At 33.9% G+C, this 19,224-nt stretch carries 14 protein-coding genes; 4 read left to right on the top strand and 10 right to left on the bottom strand.

All coding sequences use genetic code 11. From position 1 onward, the window contains the following. Nucleotides 1-6 precede the first annotated feature (6 nt). Nucleotides 7-1,218 carry an NAD(P)/FAD-dependent oxidoreductase gene (locus M4I23_RS04155; protein WP_249753529.1) on the bottom strand — a complete coding sequence of 404 codons (1,212 nt, stop codon included), beginning with the start codon at nt 1,216-1,218 and terminating at the stop codon, nt 7-9. 47 nt (nt 1,219-1,265) lie between these two features. Here M4I23_RS04155 and M4I23_RS04150 point away from each other — a divergent pair, with 47 nt between their 5' ends. After that, nucleotides 1,266-2,111, top strand: coding sequence for a hypothetical protein (locus M4I23_RS04150; RefSeq protein ID WP_249753528.1), 846 nt, complete (start codon nt 1,266-1,268; stop codon nt 2,109-2,111). Nucleotides 2,112-2,114: 3 nt separating this feature from the next. Here the strand turns inward: M4I23_RS04150 and M4I23_RS04145 are convergent, their stop codons facing one another. The 7 genes from M4I23_RS04145 to msrB all read right to left on the bottom strand — a co-directional run bounded on the left by M4I23_RS04145 (nt 2,115) and on the right by msrB (nt 11,358). Beyond that, a complete protein-coding gene (locus M4I23_RS04145) occupies nt 2,115-5,819 on the bottom strand; it encodes a metallophosphoesterase (RefSeq protein WP_249753527.1) in 3,705 nt (1,234 codons plus the stop codon). Between the two features lie 136 nt (nt 5,820-5,955). Further along, complete coding sequence (locus M4I23_RS04140) at nt 5,956-7,179, bottom strand: bifunctional alpha/beta hydrolase/OsmC family protein (RefSeq protein WP_249753526.1); 1,224 nt, start codon at nt 7,177-7,179, stop codon at nt 5,956-5,958. 40 nt (nt 7,180-7,219) lie between these two features. Further along, the gene (locus M4I23_RS04135) at nt 7,220-7,714 is read right to left on the bottom strand and encodes a peptide-methionine (S)-S-oxide reductase (RefSeq protein WP_249753525.1); all 495 of its coding nucleotides are present in this window, start codon (nt 7,712-7,714) and stop codon (nt 7,220-7,222) included. 5 nt (nt 7,715-7,719) lie between these two features. Beyond that, nucleotides 7,720-8,664, bottom strand: a complete 945-nt coding sequence (locus M4I23_RS04130; protein ID WP_249753524.1) for an aldo/keto reductase — start codon at nt 8,662-8,664, stop codon at nt 7,720-7,722. A 25-nt stretch (nt 8,665-8,689) separates the two neighbouring features. After that, a complete protein-coding gene (locus tag M4I23_RS04125) occupies nt 8,690-10,252 on the bottom strand; it encodes a YdiU family protein (RefSeq protein ID WP_249753523.1) in 1,563 nt (520 codons plus the stop codon). A gap of 63 nt (nt 10,253-10,315) precedes the next feature. Then, the gene (gene msrA, locus M4I23_RS04120) at nt 10,316-10,858 is read right to left on the bottom strand and encodes a peptide-methionine (S)-S-oxide reductase MsrA (RefSeq protein ID WP_249753522.1); all 543 of its coding nucleotides are present in this window, start codon (nt 10,856-10,858) and stop codon (nt 10,316-10,318) included. Between the two features lie 53 nt (nt 10,859-10,911). Then, a complete protein-coding gene (gene msrB, locus M4I23_RS04115; protein WP_249753521.1) occupies nt 10,912-11,358 on the bottom strand; it encodes a peptide-methionine (R)-S-oxide reductase MsrB in 447 nt (148 codons plus the stop codon). Between the two features lie 210 nt (nt 11,359-11,568). Here msrB and M4I23_RS04110 point away from each other — a divergent pair, with 210 nt between their 5' ends. The 3 genes from M4I23_RS04110 (at nt 11,569) to M4I23_RS04100 (ending at nt 16,484) form a co-directional block, all read left to right on the top strand. Next, nucleotides 11,569-12,765: a Pycsar system effector family protein gene (locus M4I23_RS04110; protein WP_158847151.1), complete on the top strand. Its 1,197-nt coding sequence runs from the start codon at nt 11,569-11,571 to the stop codon at nt 12,763-12,765. A gap of 144 nt (nt 12,766-12,909) precedes the next feature. Next, nucleotides 12,910-15,306, top strand: coding sequence for a TonB-dependent receptor (locus tag M4I23_RS04105; RefSeq protein WP_249753520.1), 2,397 nt, complete (start codon nt 12,910-12,912; stop codon nt 15,304-15,306). Between the two features lie 50 nt (nt 15,307-15,356). Next, nucleotides 15,357-16,484 carry a PepSY domain-containing protein gene (locus M4I23_RS04100; protein ID WP_249753519.1) on the top strand — a complete coding sequence of 376 codons (1,128 nt, stop codon included), beginning with the start codon at nt 15,357-15,359 and terminating at the stop codon, nt 16,482-16,484. On the opposite strand, the gene M4I23_RS04095 is transcribed toward M4I23_RS04100, so the two are convergent. Both M4I23_RS04095 and M4I23_RS04090 read right to left on the bottom strand, forming a co-directional pair. Continuing rightward, nucleotides 16,481-16,672 (bottom strand): hypothetical protein, encoded by a 192-nt coding sequence (locus M4I23_RS04095; protein WP_249753518.1) that lies wholly within the window; start codon nt 16,670-16,672, stop codon nt 16,481-16,483. The genes M4I23_RS04100 and M4I23_RS04095 overlap by 4 nt on opposite strands. A gap of 12 nt (nt 16,673-16,684) precedes the next feature. Beyond that, on the bottom strand, nt 16,685-19,054 hold the full coding sequence (locus M4I23_RS04090) for a GAF domain-containing protein (RefSeq protein WP_249753517.1): 2,370 nt from the start codon (nt 19,052-19,054) through the stop codon (nt 16,685-16,687). Nucleotides 19,055-19,224: the final 170 nt, after the last annotated feature.

The raw sequence follows: 19,224 nt of genomic DNA, 5'->3' as shown, positions 1-19,224 counted from the left end.
TCAACCTTAAGCAGAAATCGCCTTAGCCACAATAAAACCACTCGTCCAAGCATTCTGGAAATTAAACCCTCCAGTTACAGCATCAATATTTAAAACTTCGCCAGCAAAATAAAGGTTTTCGTGTTTTTTACTTTCAAAAGTTTTAAAGTTAACCTCTTTTAAATTTACACCACCTGCCGTTACAAACTCCTCTTTAAAAGTGCTTTTTCCATCTACATGAAACGTAGCTGCAGTAAGTTGACCAGCCAAAGCTTCTAATTGCATTTTATTTAAATCTGCCCAACGGGTATCTTCTGTCATTTGAGATGCTAAAACTAATTTATGCCAAAGGCGTTTTGGTAAATCAAACTGTGTAGATTTAAACACGGTTTTTTTAGCTAAATCGAGTTTTAAGACTTTTAAAGCATTCATACAAGTTTCAAAATCCTGACGAATAAAATTAACTTCAATAGCAAACTTATAATCTCTTTTGGCTAATTCTATAGCCCCAAAGGCCGACAACTTTAAAATTGCAGGCGCACTCATACCCCAATGCGTAATAAGCAACGGACCTTCACTCCATAAATTAGTATCTACAACGATTACCTCTACGTTTAAAGCCACAACACCAGGAATATCTGCAATACGTTCGTCTTTAATATTAAACGTAAACAGCGACGGCACAGGCTGTGCAACCGTATGACCTAGACTTTCTAAAAGTTTCCAAATTTTCGGATTACTTCCTGTTGCAACCACAATTTTTTCAGCTGAAAAATCACCTTGAGTTGTTTCTATTTGATAATGAGTTTCTAAATGTTTTAAGGATTTTACAGCGTGATTCTTTAAAACCTCTACACCATGCTTTTCAGCTTCACCTAAAAAGCAATCGATAATGGTTTGCGAAGAATTACTTTCGGGAAACATACGCCCATCATCTTCAATTTTAAGAGGTACACCTCTATTTTCAAACCACTCAATGGTATCTCCCGTCATAAATTGATGAAAAGGCCCTCGTAATTCTTTTTCGCCACGCGGATAGTTTTTAACTAATTCATCAGGCATAAACTCAGCATGCGTCACATTACAGCGTCCGCCACCAGAAACCTTAACCTTGGTTAGCACTTCGCTCCCACGCTCTAAAACAGCAACTTTTAAATCGGGATTTTGTTCCGCAATATTAATAGCACTAAAAAAACCCGCAGCGCCTCCGCCAATAATTATAACATTGTATTCCTTCATAAGTTTAAAAAACTCAGTAAATTTACCATTTAAATTTTAAAGCTCAGATGAACAAACTTATAATATCATTATTAATTCTTAGTGCAGGTTGCCAAAACAAGAATATTAAATTTCTAGCGGAATTGCCAAAATCTTTAGATGAAGTTTCTGGAGCAGAAACCACGGTTAACTCAGACTATATTTGGATGCTTAACGACGGCGGTAATTCCTCAAAACTTTACGGCGTTTCAGCTAAAGGAAATATTAAAGAAGAAATAAAAATAGATGCTAAAAATCATGATTGGGAAGATTTAACTTCAGATGAAGAAGGCAATCTTTACATTGGTGACTTTGGAAACAACGATAGTAAACGTGAAAATTTAGCTATTTTAAAAGTTAAAAAATCGACACTGAATGATAAAGGAAAAGTTGATATCGATCGTATTTCGTTCTCTTATCCTAACCAAGAAAAATTTCCTCCTAAAAACAAAAACTTATATTTTGATTGCGAAGCTTTTTTCTTCCATAACAACAACTTTTACCTATTTACTAAAAGCCGTGTGAAAAACGATTTTGGAAAAACCTCCCTCTATAAAGTCCCTGCTAAAAAAGGAAAACATGTTGCTGAACTTTTAGGAACATTTAATACTTGCAGCGATATTGATTGCTGGATAACATCGGCAGATATTAGTAACGACGGAAAATCTATCGTGTTGTTAAGCCCAAAATCTGTATGGGTATTTACAGACTTTAAAGGTGACGGTTTTTTTAACGGAACTTCCAAAGAAATTCCGCTTGACGGTCGCGTATCTCAAAAAGAGAGCATTTGCTTTAAAGACAATAACACGCTATACATTACCGATGAAAAAGCACACGGGAGCGATGGTAACCTCTATGAATTTAGCTTAAATTAATACTTAGAAACCAAAACCAACTTTAAAAGCAAAACGTAAACCATCGTCACTATTAAAGGCCGATAAATTTAACGTCATAATATCGGCAGCATTAGCAAACACACCACCACCAACAGAGGTGTTCCATCTATTAGAATTAAAGGCGGCATTATTTTCTAAAGCTAAATTATTATCAATCCATACACGACCGTAATCAAAACCTCCGTAAACCCCAATATTCATAGGTAATAAGCCTGTACGAAGTTTTGTTAGATTTAAGCGTAAATCTGTACTTTGATAGAATGCATTTTTACCAGAGAATCTTTCATTCCTGTAACCTCTTAATCCATTGTCTCCACCTAAACTTGCTGCTTGATAAAATTCAAAATCATCACCAAAAATAAGATGCGCTTTAACTTGAGTCGCTAAAACCAATTGCCCACTAGGGATTAATTTATAATCGAAACCAAGTCCTGGTATTAAATATCCAAAACCTCTAGAAGCCTCTAAATTTGTTTTATAACCCACCTGTAAACTTGTTTGCATACCCATAGTTGGAAAAGCCTCATTATCTTTATTCTGAAAAGTATACAAGGCATCTAAACCTGCAAATTGTTTATGGTTATCATCTCCATTTTCTACATAAAATGTATTAATAAATCTATCTGTAGATTCTTCTACTTCTATAGCCTCGTAACTTAAACTTACTTTAAAGTGACCTCCCATTTTACCTCGCCAGTTTAAAGACGGCGCAAAAGATAACGTACTATACTTTACACGGTTATAATCTAAACTATACACATCCTCATTATCTACATTTAAATTTGGTGTGCTATTTCCAAAACCAAAGAAATTGATAGCATAATTTGGACTTGTAACCTTAGCGTTTAAACCTAAATTCCATTTTCCTATTACGTTAGAAAACTCGCCTGTATATTCTAAATCAAAACCACTCGTTGCAAAATAATATGATGCACCAAAAGTATGTTGAGAACTAAACGGATTACTCTCAAAACCATAATTGGTTAGCGTATTTAAAAAGCCAATTTTAAAACCATCATCTGGATTAGCTCCTAAAACAGGTATAAATTGATTAGTGCTTGTTTTAAGTTTAGCGAAATCGTATACATTAGTATCATAATCATCGGTTAATTTATCTCTACCATTATTAACAACAATGGTGTTTTTCTTAGATTTATAATCGTAAAAAACAACTTTCTTACCATTTTCAATATTATAAGTATCATTATTTTGCCCACCAATTAAACGTACTTTAATTAAGTGATCGTCTTCTCCAAAAGCATGAAACTCATCTTCATCATCTAAACCATAAATCCAAATTTCTTTAGTATCGTCTTTGGAGTAGGTTTTATCAAAAAACACAATACCCTTGTCTCCATTTTTTATTCTACTAGCAATCAATCTTGTTTCTCCTTTAGGCAGCCTTTCAATTTCGAATAAATCATCTTTATCTGTACCTGTTACTACAGCATACTCATTAAGCAACTTATAGTATTCTACTCCAAAAGTTGATAAATTTTTAATGCGCTCTAGTAGCACTCGTTTCATTTCGGTAATCGTTTCACCTTGAACCTCCTTTGGGAAATGAGTAAAAGCGTCATCAATAACGGCTTCTGTCAAATTATTTTGGATGAATTTAATTTGTTCTTCCCACTGTGCTTTACTTGTTTGGTTTAGGAAAGTCATATCTAAAGAATACGGACTAAAGTTGAAACCTTTTACATTTCGGATATCATCATTAAAACCTTCCATTAATTTTAACGAAGGAATAATTCTGGTAGCAACTTGCATTAATGCGCCATCTCCCATTATAGAAAATGCTTGATCACGATCTCTCGGAATGGGTTTATAAATAACTTCACCCGTTTCTTCATTTTCAAATTCTGCCCAACGCCATTGATCTCTATGCCTATCCCAATCGCCAATAACCATATCGAACAAACGCGCTCTTAAATACGATTCTTCATCTACTTTATACTTTTCGTCCTTTCGAAGTTTTTTCATTAAATCATCGGTACTTTCAATTTTATTCGAAAAACCAAAACTTGCAACATCGCCATGACCGTCGGATACATGCTCTTCAATCATATATAACTCATCACCAAAATCATCATTAAAACCTATTAAAGCTTTTTGCTTAGGCACATAATAAATAGTTGGATTGGTATGAAATAAATTAATAGCATCAGACAATGTCCCTGTTACAAAAGGCGCATAAGGATGTGAACCTGTGTAAAAATCTAAAAGAACACTCTCGGTTACCGTATCTTCAAACTCATCAGCGATATATTGATCTTTAAAAGCCATGGCTTGTAAATAAACCGTAGCACTTTTTCTAAGCGCTCGCATAACGTAGCGTTTCCCTGTTTTATCTTTTAACTGAAGCGATTTAGATTGATGTCCGCCTCCTTTTCTAGAAGGTGTTAATCCACCAAACATAGTATCCAAGTTTACCACAGGTGCTTCTACTTTTGTACCATAAAACTCACGATAACGATCGCCCCAAATGACTTTATGAAAACCACTTTTATCTACCTCTTCAGCACTGTAAATCGATGCTTTTTTAGTTTTTACAAATGAATCTTCGAAGGCAGACTCGTCTAGTTTTTTATCAGGACCATGAACTTCAGTTTGAAAAATAACTCTATTTTCTTCAGCTGAATAAAATCTAACAAACGACGATCCATCTTTAAAAATATCTAACCTCGCATAACCAGGAACACTAGCCGAAAACGCATCTGCTACATTATGTGTTGGAGTAGATTTAGAGCCAGCTCCACTTACAATTTGAGCTAAATTATACTTTTCGAAATACTGTAAATTATGTTCATGACCAGAAACTAAAATTACCTTATCATTCTCTTGCGCTAAGGTTACTACGCGTTTTTGTAACTCGTTATATTTTTTGTTTTGAAGATCTTCTGGAGATACACCTGTAGTTTCGCGTAATACATTTTTTAAAGTTCCTAAAACCGGTAAAGGTTTCATGTGCGATTTAAAATCGTACTCGCCTCCATGCAAACCATTAGTAAACATAGGATGATGCATGGCAATTATAGTCGATTTTCCGCGAGCCTTTTTTATTAAACTTTCTAACTCTTCAAAAAATCGAGATCGTGTTTTTATTTCGCAATCATCATTTATTGTAGGGTGCTTATCCCAATTAGCCAAATACCATTCGGTATCAATAATAATCATTTCAATCTCATCTGAAATCTCTACTTTTTCAATAGGGCAGCCATCTTCTGGTAAAAACGTATTTTTTCCTAAGGCATCTTCCACGTACTTTTCTTGACGCTTTAAACCTTTTAATCCGTTACTATACCAATCGTGATTTCCAGGAATAAAAATAGTTTCACCCTTAAAATCTTTAACGGCTTCCGTTTGAATTTTTAATTGATACTCAGCAAATTCACGACCTTTATCTCCTTTTTTTGGTAATCCTTTAGGGTAAATATTATCGCCCAAAAAGAATACTGTGCTTTGTTCGGGAGCTTTATTAATTTCCTCTCTAAATGCTCTTAATCCAGCGGACTCAGAACCTATTGGCGAATTTCCAGCATCTCCTATTAAGTAAAATGAATAACTAATTTCCTTATTAGGAAATTTAGCATCGCTAACATCATTAATTTGAGTTTTATAAGTTGCGCAAGCATTAATAAAAAACACTGAGAGGGATAATGTAATGTAGCGTAAAGTTTTAGTCATAACTAATGATATTAATTTCTGCAAAAATAATTGATTACAAAGAAAATCTTCTTGATATTACTTAAGAAAACCTCTTTTACTTAATTGTAATTAAAAGTATAATAAATGAAATACACCTATGTTTTATTAAAGGCACTTAGTCTTCGATTAATGTAGTATCAAAAACAACACCACCAGCCAAAGTTTTATGAACTGGGCAACGCGACGAAATTTCTTTTAATCGTGCCTTTTGCTTTTCATCTAAATTACCAATTAACTTTATTTTTTTAGTAATATGGTCCAAATACCCAGATTTTTCTTGCTCTAAACCTAAATCGTCACTATGTTTTTTAGAATGTGTAACGTAAACAAAAACCTCTTGCAGATCCCATTTTTTACGTTCGGCATACATTTTTAATGTCATGGCCGTACAAGCTATCAAACCAGCATTTAAATACTCGTAAGGTGATGGTCCAAAATTATCTCCACCAACAGAAGCAGGCTCATCGGCAATTAGGCTATGGTTTTTCGTTTGTATATTGGTTGTGAAATTATCTTCCGTAAGGTTTAAATGCCCAACAAGTTGCTCGCCGTTTGTTTCTAGCATATCATTCTCTTGAGACTCAAAATAACGCTGTACCCAAGTTCCGATAACATTACCAGCGTAATTACTATCTCTAGATTTTGAAAGTAAATGATCGGCATCATCCAAAGTAACAAAACTTTTAGGGTGCATCGCTTTATGGTAAAGTTCTTCAGCATTTTTTATCCCTACAACCTGATCTGTAGGTGAATGCATAATTAAGAGTGGTTTACGTAAATTCTCCACTACTGAAGGCAAATCGGTTTTACCAAAATCTTCAACAAATTCATTATCAATTTTAAAAGGTCGCCCTCCAATATTTACTTCAACTTCACCTTTTTCTTTAACATTGTCTAAACCATGAGAAAACAAATGAGTAACATGCCCTACCGTAGATGGCGCCCCAATAGTAGCCACAGCTTTTATATTATCTAATTTAGCTGCTGCAGAAAGCACCGCTGCTCCACCTAACGAATGCCCCACTAATAATGATGGCGCCTGATAATTAGCAGCCATAAAATCACTAACAGCTATTAAATCTTCTACATTTGCAGAAAAGTGACTATCAGCAAACTCACCTTCGCTTCTTCCTAATCCCGTAAAATCAAAACGGAGTACTCCAAAACCATAATTAGTTAAGGCTCTGCTAATATTTTTTACTGCACTTAATGAGCTTGTACAGGTAAAACAGTGTGCAAAAATAGCGTAACGATTCGGTTTTTGGTTTGCAGGCAACTCTAACTGAGCTTGTAATGCCAAGCCTTTTTTATTCTGAATTTTTAGTTTAGTACTTTTCATGAATTTATTTTGAGTATCAGTCGTTTGAAAATCAAACTCCTTAATTTTTATTTAAGTATTTTGAAAACTTGTTAACCAGTAATTCTAATTTAGGATTAATAAATTGTTTACAAAACGGTTTTTCAGGATTCTTTTTATAATAATTTTGAATAGCCTCTCGCGATAATTTAAATTCCGAAAAGGGCAAAACTTCAGTTATAACTTCCTCTTCAAAAGTCTTTTTAACATTATTTAAAACATCAATAGCTTCCTTTTCTTGTACTTCGGAAAAGTAATAAATAGCCGATCGATACTTATCGCGCATCGAGTGATTGCTTGTGCTTTTGTGTGTATGTAAATGAATTTCTATCAACACACTTAAGGCTATAATAGCTTCATTAAAATGAATAATTACGGCTTCGGAAAAAGAGGTACTTGAATCTACAGAAGCCACATAACCTTGTTCAACTTTTACAACACCTTTTAAAGCCTGAAAAACAGCCTCGGTACACCAATGGCAGCCACCTCCTAAAGCTATTTTTGCATGTGTATCCATTTAAACTAGTTCCATTGTAAGGCTTTGCGCTCTGCCCAATATTGAGTAGAGTCTACCTTAAAACTGGAAAGTTCCTTTAATTCTAATTGAGATAAAACAAACCCATTCATTTTTAAATTCTCTTGTATTTGTTCTCTATTGCTTGCTCCACTTAAAACCGTGCTCCCAGGAATAGTTTGCGCAGCATACTGTAAACAAATAGCATCTACTCCAACATGATGAACATTTGCCAAACGCTCTAAAGCCGTATACATCGTATTATAATTTGGATAATTTTCATTTCTAAAAATGCGCCCGTTAGCCAAAGCTTCTTTAATAACAACAGTTTTGTTCTCTTTCAATAAAAGGCTAGATACTTCTTTTAAACTTTGATCCAGCAAATTATAAGTTACTTGAAAAACATCAAACAAATTCTCGCCATCTACTTTTACATCCAGAGCTTTTTTGATAACCTCAACTTGGTTAGCTCCTGTTGTGCTTATCCCCATTTTGATATGATGCGTGTTTTTTAAAAAAGCCAAATATTTTAAAACATCTTCATTTTCCAAAACACCAGTTTCTAGCGTTGCCGAATGAATTTGATACACTTTTAAATATGGTAGTAATTGTTTAGAAACCTGCCATTGTTCTTGTAGTTTTTCTAAACTATGCTCCTTTACTTCATGAATTTTAGCATCGGGATTAAAGTTAGCCGTGTATGTATAACCCCATTTCGTGGCTACTTTTATAGTATCATCATTTTTAGTAGCCAACCAATCTATAAGTAACTGCTCTGCTAAACCATAACCTGGTGCGGTATCAAAATACCGAACACCCGATTGATAAGCTTCTTCTAAAACAGAAAAACTGTCTTTTTTAAAAACTTCTAGATCAGACGTGTTTGTAGCATCTTGACGCACATTAATATATTGTGGCCGTCCTAAAGCTGCTGTTCCTAAACCTAATTGCATCTGTTTTTTTGTTTAACTATTGTTATTACGAGCTACAAGACAACATAGAACAGCCTGCTTTATGACGCGCCCATTCTGGTCTTTTAGCAAACCATTTTTCGTTTTCCGGTTGTTCTGCGTATGGTTTTTTTAGAAGATTGAATAATTCATCTATTAATTTATAATTGCCTTTATCTGCATCATCTATAGCTAGCTGCGACATATAATTTCGTAAAACATACTTCGGATTTACAGCATTCATTTTAACTTTTCTTTCTTCGGAAGAAACTGTTTCAACATTTAAACGTTTGGCATAAGCATCAAACCAAATCTGCCATTTGGTTTCAATAGCACCTTCAACTTCATTTAAATTATAAAAAGCATCTTTCACTATTGAAATACCTTCGGAAGGATTTTCTTCTGAAAAGTTACTTAAACTTCTGAAGAAAATCGTCATATCCGTTTCTGTTAAATGAAGGTTTTCTTCTAATTGCTGAATTAAAATTTTATCATTTTCATCTTCTTCTTCAAACCCTAATTTATTGCGCATCATGGCAAAAGATTGTTCATCAAAACCAGTTTGATATCTATCGAGAATAGCTTGCAACGGCTCTACATCTTCAATTAGAAGATAAACCGCATTAGCGAGTTGGTATAAATTCCAAAGTCCCATGTTGGGTTGATTTCCGTAACGATATCTTTTATGTTGGCTATCTGTAGTGTTTGGTGTCCAGCCATAACTAAAATCTTCTAACCAACCGTAAGGCCCGTAATCTATGGTTAAACCAAGGATAGACATATTATCGGTATTCATTACGCCATGTACAAAACCAACACGTTGCCAATCTACAATCATTTTTAAGGTCCGTTGTGCAACCCCATTAAAAAATGCGATATAAGTTTCTTTTGAAGGTTTACCTAACTCAGGAAAAAAGTTAGAGATGGTATAATCTGTAAGTGTCTTTAAAGTTTCAGTATCGCCTCTAGCGGCTAATATTTGAAAACTTCCGAAGCGTAAAAAACTAGGCGCAACACGAGAAACAATAGCGCCTTTTTCGTAAGCCGGATTACCATCATAAAGCATATCTCTCATAACCTGATCGCCAGATAATGCTAAAGACAATGCTCGCGTAGTTGGAACCCCTAAATGGAACATAGCTTCGCTGCACAAATACTCCCGAACAGAAGATCTTAGCACTGCTAAACCATCGGCAGTTCTAGAATATGGAGTTTCGCCAGACCCTTTTAATTGTACGGCCCAATGTTTATTATTGTGTTCTACTTCAAATAAATTAATAGCACGGCCATCACCTAATTGACCTGCCCAATTACCAAATTGATGCCCACCATAGCACATAGCAAAAGGCTTTGTGTTTGGATAAACGTCATTTCCTGTTAACATGTTTAAAAATGTATCGCTTTTAGCATCTGCTTCTGTTAACCCTAAATTTTCAAGCATTTCGGGAGATACATGCAGCAGTTCTGGCTTCGCCGTTTGTTTTGGTGTTACAAAAGAAAAGCAAGCCTTTTCTACCTGCCTCCTTGTGTTTTCTAACTTCGGGTCGGCAGGTAGTTGTTTAGTAAACGTATCTTTTATATTCAGTTTCATGGTGTGCTCATTTTAATGCCTAAAATAAAATCTATACTATTTTTAGATATTTACCGAAAGGCATTATTTTTTTAATTTATCGGCGTGTAGGCTTCGTAATTTAGCCAATTTAGGAGTAATTACAAAACTGCAATATCCTTGTGTTTCATTATCTCTATAATAATTCTGGTGTTCCTTTTCAGCTTCAAAAAACTTAGGAAGCTCTGTTAATTCGGTAACTATTGGGTCTTCAAAATAAGGATCCATTTCTTTTAAAACCACTTCTGCCAACTCCTTTTGCTCGTTATTATGATAATAAATTACCGAACGATACTGTGTCCCTCTATCTGCTCCTTGTCTGTTTAAAGTTGTAGGGTCGTGAGTGGTCATGAAAATGGTTAATAAATCGACATATGAAATTTCGTTAGCATCGAAAGTTAATTGGATTACCTCGGCATGCCCTGTTGAACCAGAACAAATTTCTCGATATGTAGGATGCCCAGGCACATTACCGCCAGCATAACCAGAAACGACTTTCTCGACACCTATCACCTCTTGAAAAACAGCTTCTGTACACCAAAAACAGCCTCCACCAAAAGTGGCTAATTGTATTTTTTTATTTTGCATTTTTTTTAATTTAAACCTGCTTAGCCAAAAACTAAACAGGTATTTTGTTTTAATTATGCTTTTTCTAATTGCATAGACTCCGAGTTTACGCAATAACGTAAACCACTAGGCTCTGGCCCATCGGGAAATATATGCCCTAAATGTGCGTCGCAAGTATTACACATAGCCTCAACGCGAACCATACCATAAGTGGTATCACGCTCGTATTTAATAGCGTTTTCTTTTATAGGTTGTGTAAAACTCGGCCATCCTGTTCCTGAACTAAACTTTATAGTAGAATCAAAAAGAGGTGTATCACAACACACACAACTATATTTACCAGCATCGTGAGCTGTACAAAGCGCTCCACTATGCGGACTCTCGGTACCTTTTAATCGTGTTACTCTAAATTGCTCAGGTGTTAATTGAGCTTTCCATTCGGTTTCCGTTTTTTCAACACGCTTATCTGGTGTTGGGTTTCCGTTTACCGAAAAACTAATAATATCTTTCCAAGTTAGCATATTCTATTCCTTTCTTTTGTTTAATTAAACTATGCTTTCACACTAAAATGTAGTCGGAAATTAGTCAAAAACCTTACTATTTCCACACATCACTTTAAGATGAAAGTATTCACTAAATTTACGACAAATAATAGCGTTACTATAGTAATTATATTTTGATCTTTTAAAGTTTCGTACTTTTACTAAATAATCTTTTTACACGTTTTACATATGCTTATAGCTAAAGCTGAAAAATTTGTTATTAATCTTCTCAACGAAAAGTTGAACACAGAGTTTACCTACCATAACATTGCGCATACGCAACTTGTTGTAGACAAAGCTACAAAATTGGCCAAACTCGCGAAAATTGATGACAAACAAAAGGAATTACTAATAATCGCCGCATGGTTTCATGATACTGGCTATACAAAAGGTACAGAAAACCATGAAGAAGCTAGTGTATTAATAGCAAAAGAGTTCCTTAAAGCTCAAAAATGTAGTAATGAAGATATTATTACAATCTCCAATATTATTGCAGCAACAAAAATAGGAGTTGTTCCAAGTACGTTATCAGAAAAAATAATAAAAGATGCCGACTGTTCTCATGTTGGTAGTAAAAATTATGCCGATATTTCTGAATTACTTAGAAAAGAATGGGAGCTTACCTGTAACCGCAAGCTATCTGAAAGTGAATGGCTAGAAGAAAACATTACTTTTTTATCAGAAAAACATCGCTTTTTCACCAGCGAAGCATCGTCAAGTTGGGAAAAACGGAAGGGTAAAAATCTTTCAAACTTATTAAGTAGTAAGAAAAAAATTGACCTAAATAAAAGTAAACTAACTCAGAAAAAAGCAGAGTTAAAATTTAAAAAAGAAAAAATAGAATTACCAGAACGCGGTATTGAAACCATGTTTCGTGTTACCCTAAAAAACCATATTACCTTAAGTAATATAGCCGATACCAAAGCCAATATTTTACTATCTGTAAATGCGATTATAGTATCGTTAGTGTTATCAAATTTAGCATCTAAACTCGATAAACCTTCCAACGACTATTTAATTGCGCCAACAATCATTTTTATACTATTTACAGTAGCTTCCATTATTTTATCGATTATGGCAACACGACCAAATGTTACCAGAGGAAAGTTCACAAAAGAAGATGTTGCTAATAAAAAAGTAAATTTATTATTCTTCGGAAATTTCCATAAAATGAGCCTTCAGGATTTTGAATGGGCTATGGGAGAGATGATGCAAGATCGTGATTATCTATATTCTTCAATGAAAAAAGATTTATACTTTTTGGGATTGGTTTTAGATAAAAAATACAAAATACTTAGACTTACATATAGCGTGTTTATGGTTGGTATTATTGTTAGTGTTATAGCCTTTATTATTTCATTTTACTCCGCAGGAATACTAGTGTAGTCCATTTCTTTAACACATTCAAGTAAAACAATACCTTTTAAAAATCTTATTTAGAATTAATACAAATAGCTTGGTTATATTCAACCTAGAATATATATTTGCACGAAAATCTAACTTATTTATATTAAGTCTAAATAAAAACAAATGAAAACATTATTCACTTTAACAACCTTTTTGTTGCTTAGCATTTTCACTTTTGCGCAATCTGGAACTCTAAAAGGAACAGTAACTAACACCTCTTCATCTCCTATATTTGGAGTAAACACCATTATTAAAAACACCATAAAAGGCGCTCAAACTAATGAAGATGGCGCATTCGAAATTTCGAATATTAGCAACGGCAATTACATACTATCCATATCATACTTAGGTTATAAAACTAAAGAAATGGCATTTTCCATATTCAACAACAACACTTTCGACTTAGGGAAAATAGCACTTTACGAAGGAAATGAGCTTTTACAAGAAGTTGTTCTAGATACAAAACGTAAAAATAAATTCTCAAGAAAACAAAGCGCCTATGTGTCTAAAATGCCGCTTAAAAACATTGAAAACTCACAAGTTTACAGCACAGTAACCAATCAATTACTAGTATCTCAGTCTGTTAATAATTTTGAAGATGCTCTAAAAAATGCGGTAGGTGTGAACAAATTATGGTCGTCTACCGGCCGAAGTGGAGATGGCGCAGGTTACTATTCTATTCGTGGTTTTTCGGTACAACCACAGTTAGTTAACGGTGTTTCAGGGATTACAAATGGATTTATAAACCCATCGAATGTAGAACGTGTAGAAGTTATTAAAGGGCCATCTGCAACTTTGTTTGGGAGTTCAATTACCTCATACGGTGGATTAATAAATATTGTTACAAAAAAACCTTACAACGGTACAGGCGGAAGTATTTCAGTAGCTGGAGGTTCTAATGATTTTAGAAAACTAAATGCCGATGTTAATGTAAGCGCAAGCGACAAAGTATCGTTACGTTTTAATGCTGGTTACCAAAAGGATAATAGTTTTCAGGACTATGGCTTTAAAAAATCGGTTTTTGTTGCCCCTTCAATTTCATATAAAGTAAATAACAAACTGACGTTAAATTTTGCTTACGAAGCTTCGGATAACGAGCAAACTAATCAAACTTTTTTATTCTTTAACAGAAGCGCACCTTTACTATTTAACACCGTTGAAGAATTAAATTACGACAAAGACAAGTCGTTAACCAATAACGATGTCGTTATTAAAAACATTACACAAAATTATAGAGGTGAAGCCGTTTATAAAATTTCAGACAACTGGTCTTCTCAATCTATTGTAGCCGGTGGCCTTGCTAAATCTAATGGGTTTTACACCTATTTATTTAATTCTGCCAACACAGCTAATTTTGCTTTGTACGCACAAGACACCGATGCAAAAACGAGAACCATGAACCTACAACAAAATTTCACCGGAGATTTTAAAATAGGCGATTTACAAAACAAAATATTAATTGGCGTAGATTATTTAGAGTCTACTATAATAGACCAAAGTTCGGGTTGGGGATACATGCACAGTGTAAATGCACAAGGTGATTTAATCTATAATGAACCAGAGGTTAATGCCGATAACTTAGATGCTATTCTATCCGGTTTAGATCGCAATAATATTGAAACGAAACAAAACGTATTTGGCGCTTATATTTCTAATATTTTAAACATAACACCTAGCCTTTCTGCCATGGCAAGTTTACGTTACGACAGGTTTGAATATAAAGGTGATATAAACGATCCGTCGGATGATCATCAGGCTTATGATGAATCTACATTTTCACCTAAATTCGGAATTGTATTTCAGCCTATATTAAATCAACTTTCTGTATTTGCGAACTACCAGAATAGTTTTTCTTATATCAATCCAGAATTAACAGCTATAGATGATAATGATCCAACAGCTGGAACTCAATTACAATCTTTCAATTTAGAGCAAGCCAATCAATTAGAATTTGGTGTAAAAACCAACTTATTCAACAATAGATTAGAAGCTACCGTAAACTACTATAACATTACAGTAGACGATAAAGTTATGGGCTTTGGTGCTAGCAAACAACAAGATGGCACCGTAAAAGGTAGCGGTATTGAACTAGAGGTAAACGCAAGCCCGGTAAATGGTTTAAACGTACGTGGTGGTTTTAGTTTTAATGATTCTGAAGTTACAAAATCGGCATCAAGATCAGATTTAATAGGCTTACGCCCTGCTGAAGCTGGAGCCGATATATTATACAACTTTTGGGGTGATTACCAATTTACTCAAGGTTTTGCCAAAAACTTTGGTTTTGGAGCAGGATTTAATGGTTCTAGCGATTACAATACCATGAATGATTATACAACCTCTGGTGGTTTTACTTTACCAGCATACACGGTTTTTAACGCTTCTATCTATTATGAAAATGACACCTTTAGAATAAGTGTTAAAGGAAACAACATCACAGATGAAGAATACTACTCTGGTTGGAGTACATTGACTCCTCAACAAAACAGAACATTCTTAGCATCTTTCGATTACAAATTTTAACCATACACAAACAAAGACAACCCTAAAAAGTTGCCTTTTATTAAATAACCATGGCATTTAAAAAAAACATATTAACGTTACATAAAATATTAGGGTTAGCTACCGGCCTAATTGTTTTTATAGTTTCCATAACTGGTTGCTGCTGGGCATTTAGAACCGAAATTGAAAACCAGTATAACGATTACAAAAAAGTTATACCGCAGAGTCAGGCTTTTTTAACACCAACGGAAGTAAAAAAAACTGCAGAAAGAGTCTTTCCAAACAATACCATTCACGGGAGTGTATTTGGAAAAGCAGATGATGCTATTGAAGTTATTTTTTACGATGCAGAACCCGAATTTTACCAAAGTGTATTTTTAAATCCATATTCTGGCGCCATTATTCAAGTAGACAATCACCTTAGTGGTTTCTTTGCTTTTATTCTAAAAGGGCACACACGCGTATGGCTTCCAAAAGCCATTGGAGAACAAGTGGTAGGTGCATCCATTTTAATATTTATTTTCATTATTATTTCCGGGTTTATACTTTGGATTCCTAAAAAGCGTAAAAATTTAAAACAGCGATTAAAATTCGACTGGAAATCTACAACCCGATGGAAACGTAAAAACTTCGACTTACATACCGTTGTTGGTTTTTACATTTGTTCTTTAGCTCTAGTTTTAGCTTTTACAGGCTCTGTAATGTCTTATAATTGGTTAAAATATGTAGTTTACGTATCTACAGGAGGCGATAAAGTTCCAGCATTTATCATACCAGATAACACAAGTGGTTTAGCCAATAACGATACTGATGTATTACCTATTGATCAATTAATGGTGAACCTTAGAAAAGAATCGCCAGAAGCAGAAAATTTTGAATTGCATTACCCAAAATCCGATTCTTCTAGTGTTTACGTTGAAGTATCAAACAGCAACGATTTATTTTACGATTCTGATTTTAGATTTTTCGATCAAAATACTTTGGAAGAAATAGAAACACCAGCCATTTTCGGAAAATACGTTGACGCCAAAGTTCCGGATAAAATACTTCGTATGAATTATGATATCCACATAGGTGCTATTGGAGGTATTGTTGGAAAAATAATTGCTTTTATAATAAGTTTATTAACCGCAAGTTTACCCGTTACCGGTGTTCTTTTATGGTATGGTAGACATTATAAAAAGACAAAAGTTGGTTAAAGATTTATATCTTTGAGGATTATTTCATATTCTTCAAATCGATGTTCTCTAATTGGACGCACATAAGGTTCTGTATTAAAATACAGCACTAAACATGGAGAAATAGCCTTGTAAGCTTCAACATATTCCCAACGAATAAGCTCATTATTTGCAATTCGAGATTTAATCTTGTTATGATAAGGATACATTAATGAAAGAGATTAAGCTTTAATCTCCGTCATTAAATCATCGTAAGTATAGAATGCTTTATCCACTTCGTTTTTATGATACAACACGCTTACACGAATGGCTTTTAGCCCTGTTACAGCCTGTAAATCTTCAAGCTCCACAATTTCTACATCGGCATCTACATAATGCTTAGCTTGTAGGAATTTAATATACTGCAAATACTCAATTTCATCTTGTTTCTGAGAATATACAATACTAATTTTCCCTTTTTGGGTAACCCGTTCAGAGGTTCCTTTTATATGAGCCTTATCTACACGTTTTTTAACAATTTCGTATCGTGCGTTATAAGTGCCATCTACATCAAATTGCTTTTCATCCATTCTAAAACTAATGGTTAAAGGTTGATTAAACACCAAAACCATAGAGGCCACATCTAAAGCTACCGGAAACTCGGGTTGCATTTGATAAAAATCGTTTTCCATTTCGCACATCACTTGCAATTGCCACAAACGTAAATTGTATAAATAAATTGGATTAAAAGAGTCTTCTTTAGTTATGGATTCACCAATATACATGTTATGCTCTACCCCATCCGTTTTAAAACGCTCAAAATAATGAGGATACATTTTTTGCGCTTCTACTTGCTTTTTATCTAGCAATGCTGCCATGGATTTATTAATCAAAGCAACCGTATCATCATATTGTTTTCTAAAATTGTAAAGCACATCAACCTTGTCATCAATGGAATTGAAATAAGATTCAATTTCTGGTTTCAAATCTTTTAAAACCTTCATATGCTCAAAAGCAGTTTCCATCTCATTTTTGAAAAACGAAGAAATTTGCTGTTCACTATCTACTTGGAATTGGTTTAAACCACTTAAATAATCATCAATTTGATAAATAAATTGTTCATAGATAGGCAGACTTTCAATTTGTAATGCTTTTTCAAAAATAGATTTGGCTACATTTAATTGTAAGCTTAAATCCTTTTTGGTTGCCAAATTTCGAGCTTCCGAAGAACCTTTGATATCCATTTGACCGTAAAGCGGATATACATTTTCGAAGGCTATCTTTTTAAAAGAAGCTTGTTCTCCATATACATCAGACTTTATAAAGTTCTTGGCTTCTTTAACAAATCGCCAATGCACACTAGAGTGAATGGAAGTACATTCTTTTTGAATAATAGCTTCAATTAAATTTTCTTCCTCTTTTTTAGAACGCTCAACAGCCGAAACAATATACGGCATAACATCTGCCAATTTATTTGCATTAATACTATTAAGTTCTTGGGCTTTAGTTGAAACTATTTCAATGATTCCCATTAAACCATCATCATTAGCAATAGGCGCAAATATTGCGCTTTTAATCCCCTGTTTTTTTAAACTAGTTATATGCGGTGCTTCTCCCATTGAGCACTTAGAATCGGCATCAATATTAGAGATAGAAAATACTTTATTCTCCTTTAACAGACGGTGATAAGAAAAACTACACAGTGCATCAGCACATTTTTTAGTTTCATCTTCACCTAAAAGGTAACTACTCATGCCTTCTCCATAAATACGCTCAAAAACATCATCTTCTTCATTATAAATTGAAAAACCAACTTTCAAATCTTTAATTCCAAAAAGCGAACTAAAAATTCCGTGAAAACTTTCGATTAGTTCAGATTTCATACTTTTCTCATCACTAATCAAGTTCGATTTTATATTGGAAATCGATTGATCATCTGTAACATCAAAAATATTTGAAATAGCAAACCCTTTGAAGGTATAACTATTTGGTGGAAATTTCTTTTTCCAAAGTTCTATGTTTTCAAAATTATCGAGTAGCTCATTGTAATCTTCATTTGTTATTTCCGGAGCATTCTCATTAGGAGTAATTTCGCAAAAATCGGCATTGTACAATATTTTATAATATCGCATAATCCCATTTGCATCGGGAATTTCGTAATAAAACGGACGCTTAAAATTGATATGAAATCCATGACAAAAACTCAAAATAATGGCACATGCCACAATATAAGTATCATCTTCCGCTATGTTTTTTATTTCAAGCTTAAAATCCTTACCTGCCGTTTTTATAATGTCTTTAAAACGTTCGGAGGCATTAAAAATTAAATCATGAAAAGGCGCCGCGGCTGTTTTAATTTCGTTACTTGTTAATAACGGACTAAATGTATCTTGAAGAATAAAAGCAATTTCTTTTTCACGTTTTTTGATAGTAGAAACATCACTTACGCCATCGCGTAACTCTGGGTATTGTTTGGCTATATCCAAAATACCTTTTGCCTTATTTGCTATAAAAGCATCTTTACTAGACACCAAAGTTTCATATTGTTGTAACAATTTATTGAAACTTATTTTTATATGTAAAGGGGATTCTATGTTATCGTTTATGTCCATTTAATTATAATAATAGCGCTTGCAAAGTTACGAATTAATTGGATTAGTCGCTTCTTTTAGCTATTACTAACGCTAAATAACGTTGTATGGTTAACTCCGCATTGCATTGCCCAAATTTGGACTACAGGCAATTTTTAATAAGAAACGCTTTAACCTTTTTGAAACTTCAT

This window comes from Algibacter sp. L4_22, assembly GCF_023473045.1.
GTDB lineage: Bacteria > Bacteroidota > Bacteroidia > Flavobacteriales > Flavobacteriaceae > Algibacter.
Note: the sequence above shows the minus strand (reverse complement) of the source record. Positions and strands in the feature narration are given on the sequence as shown.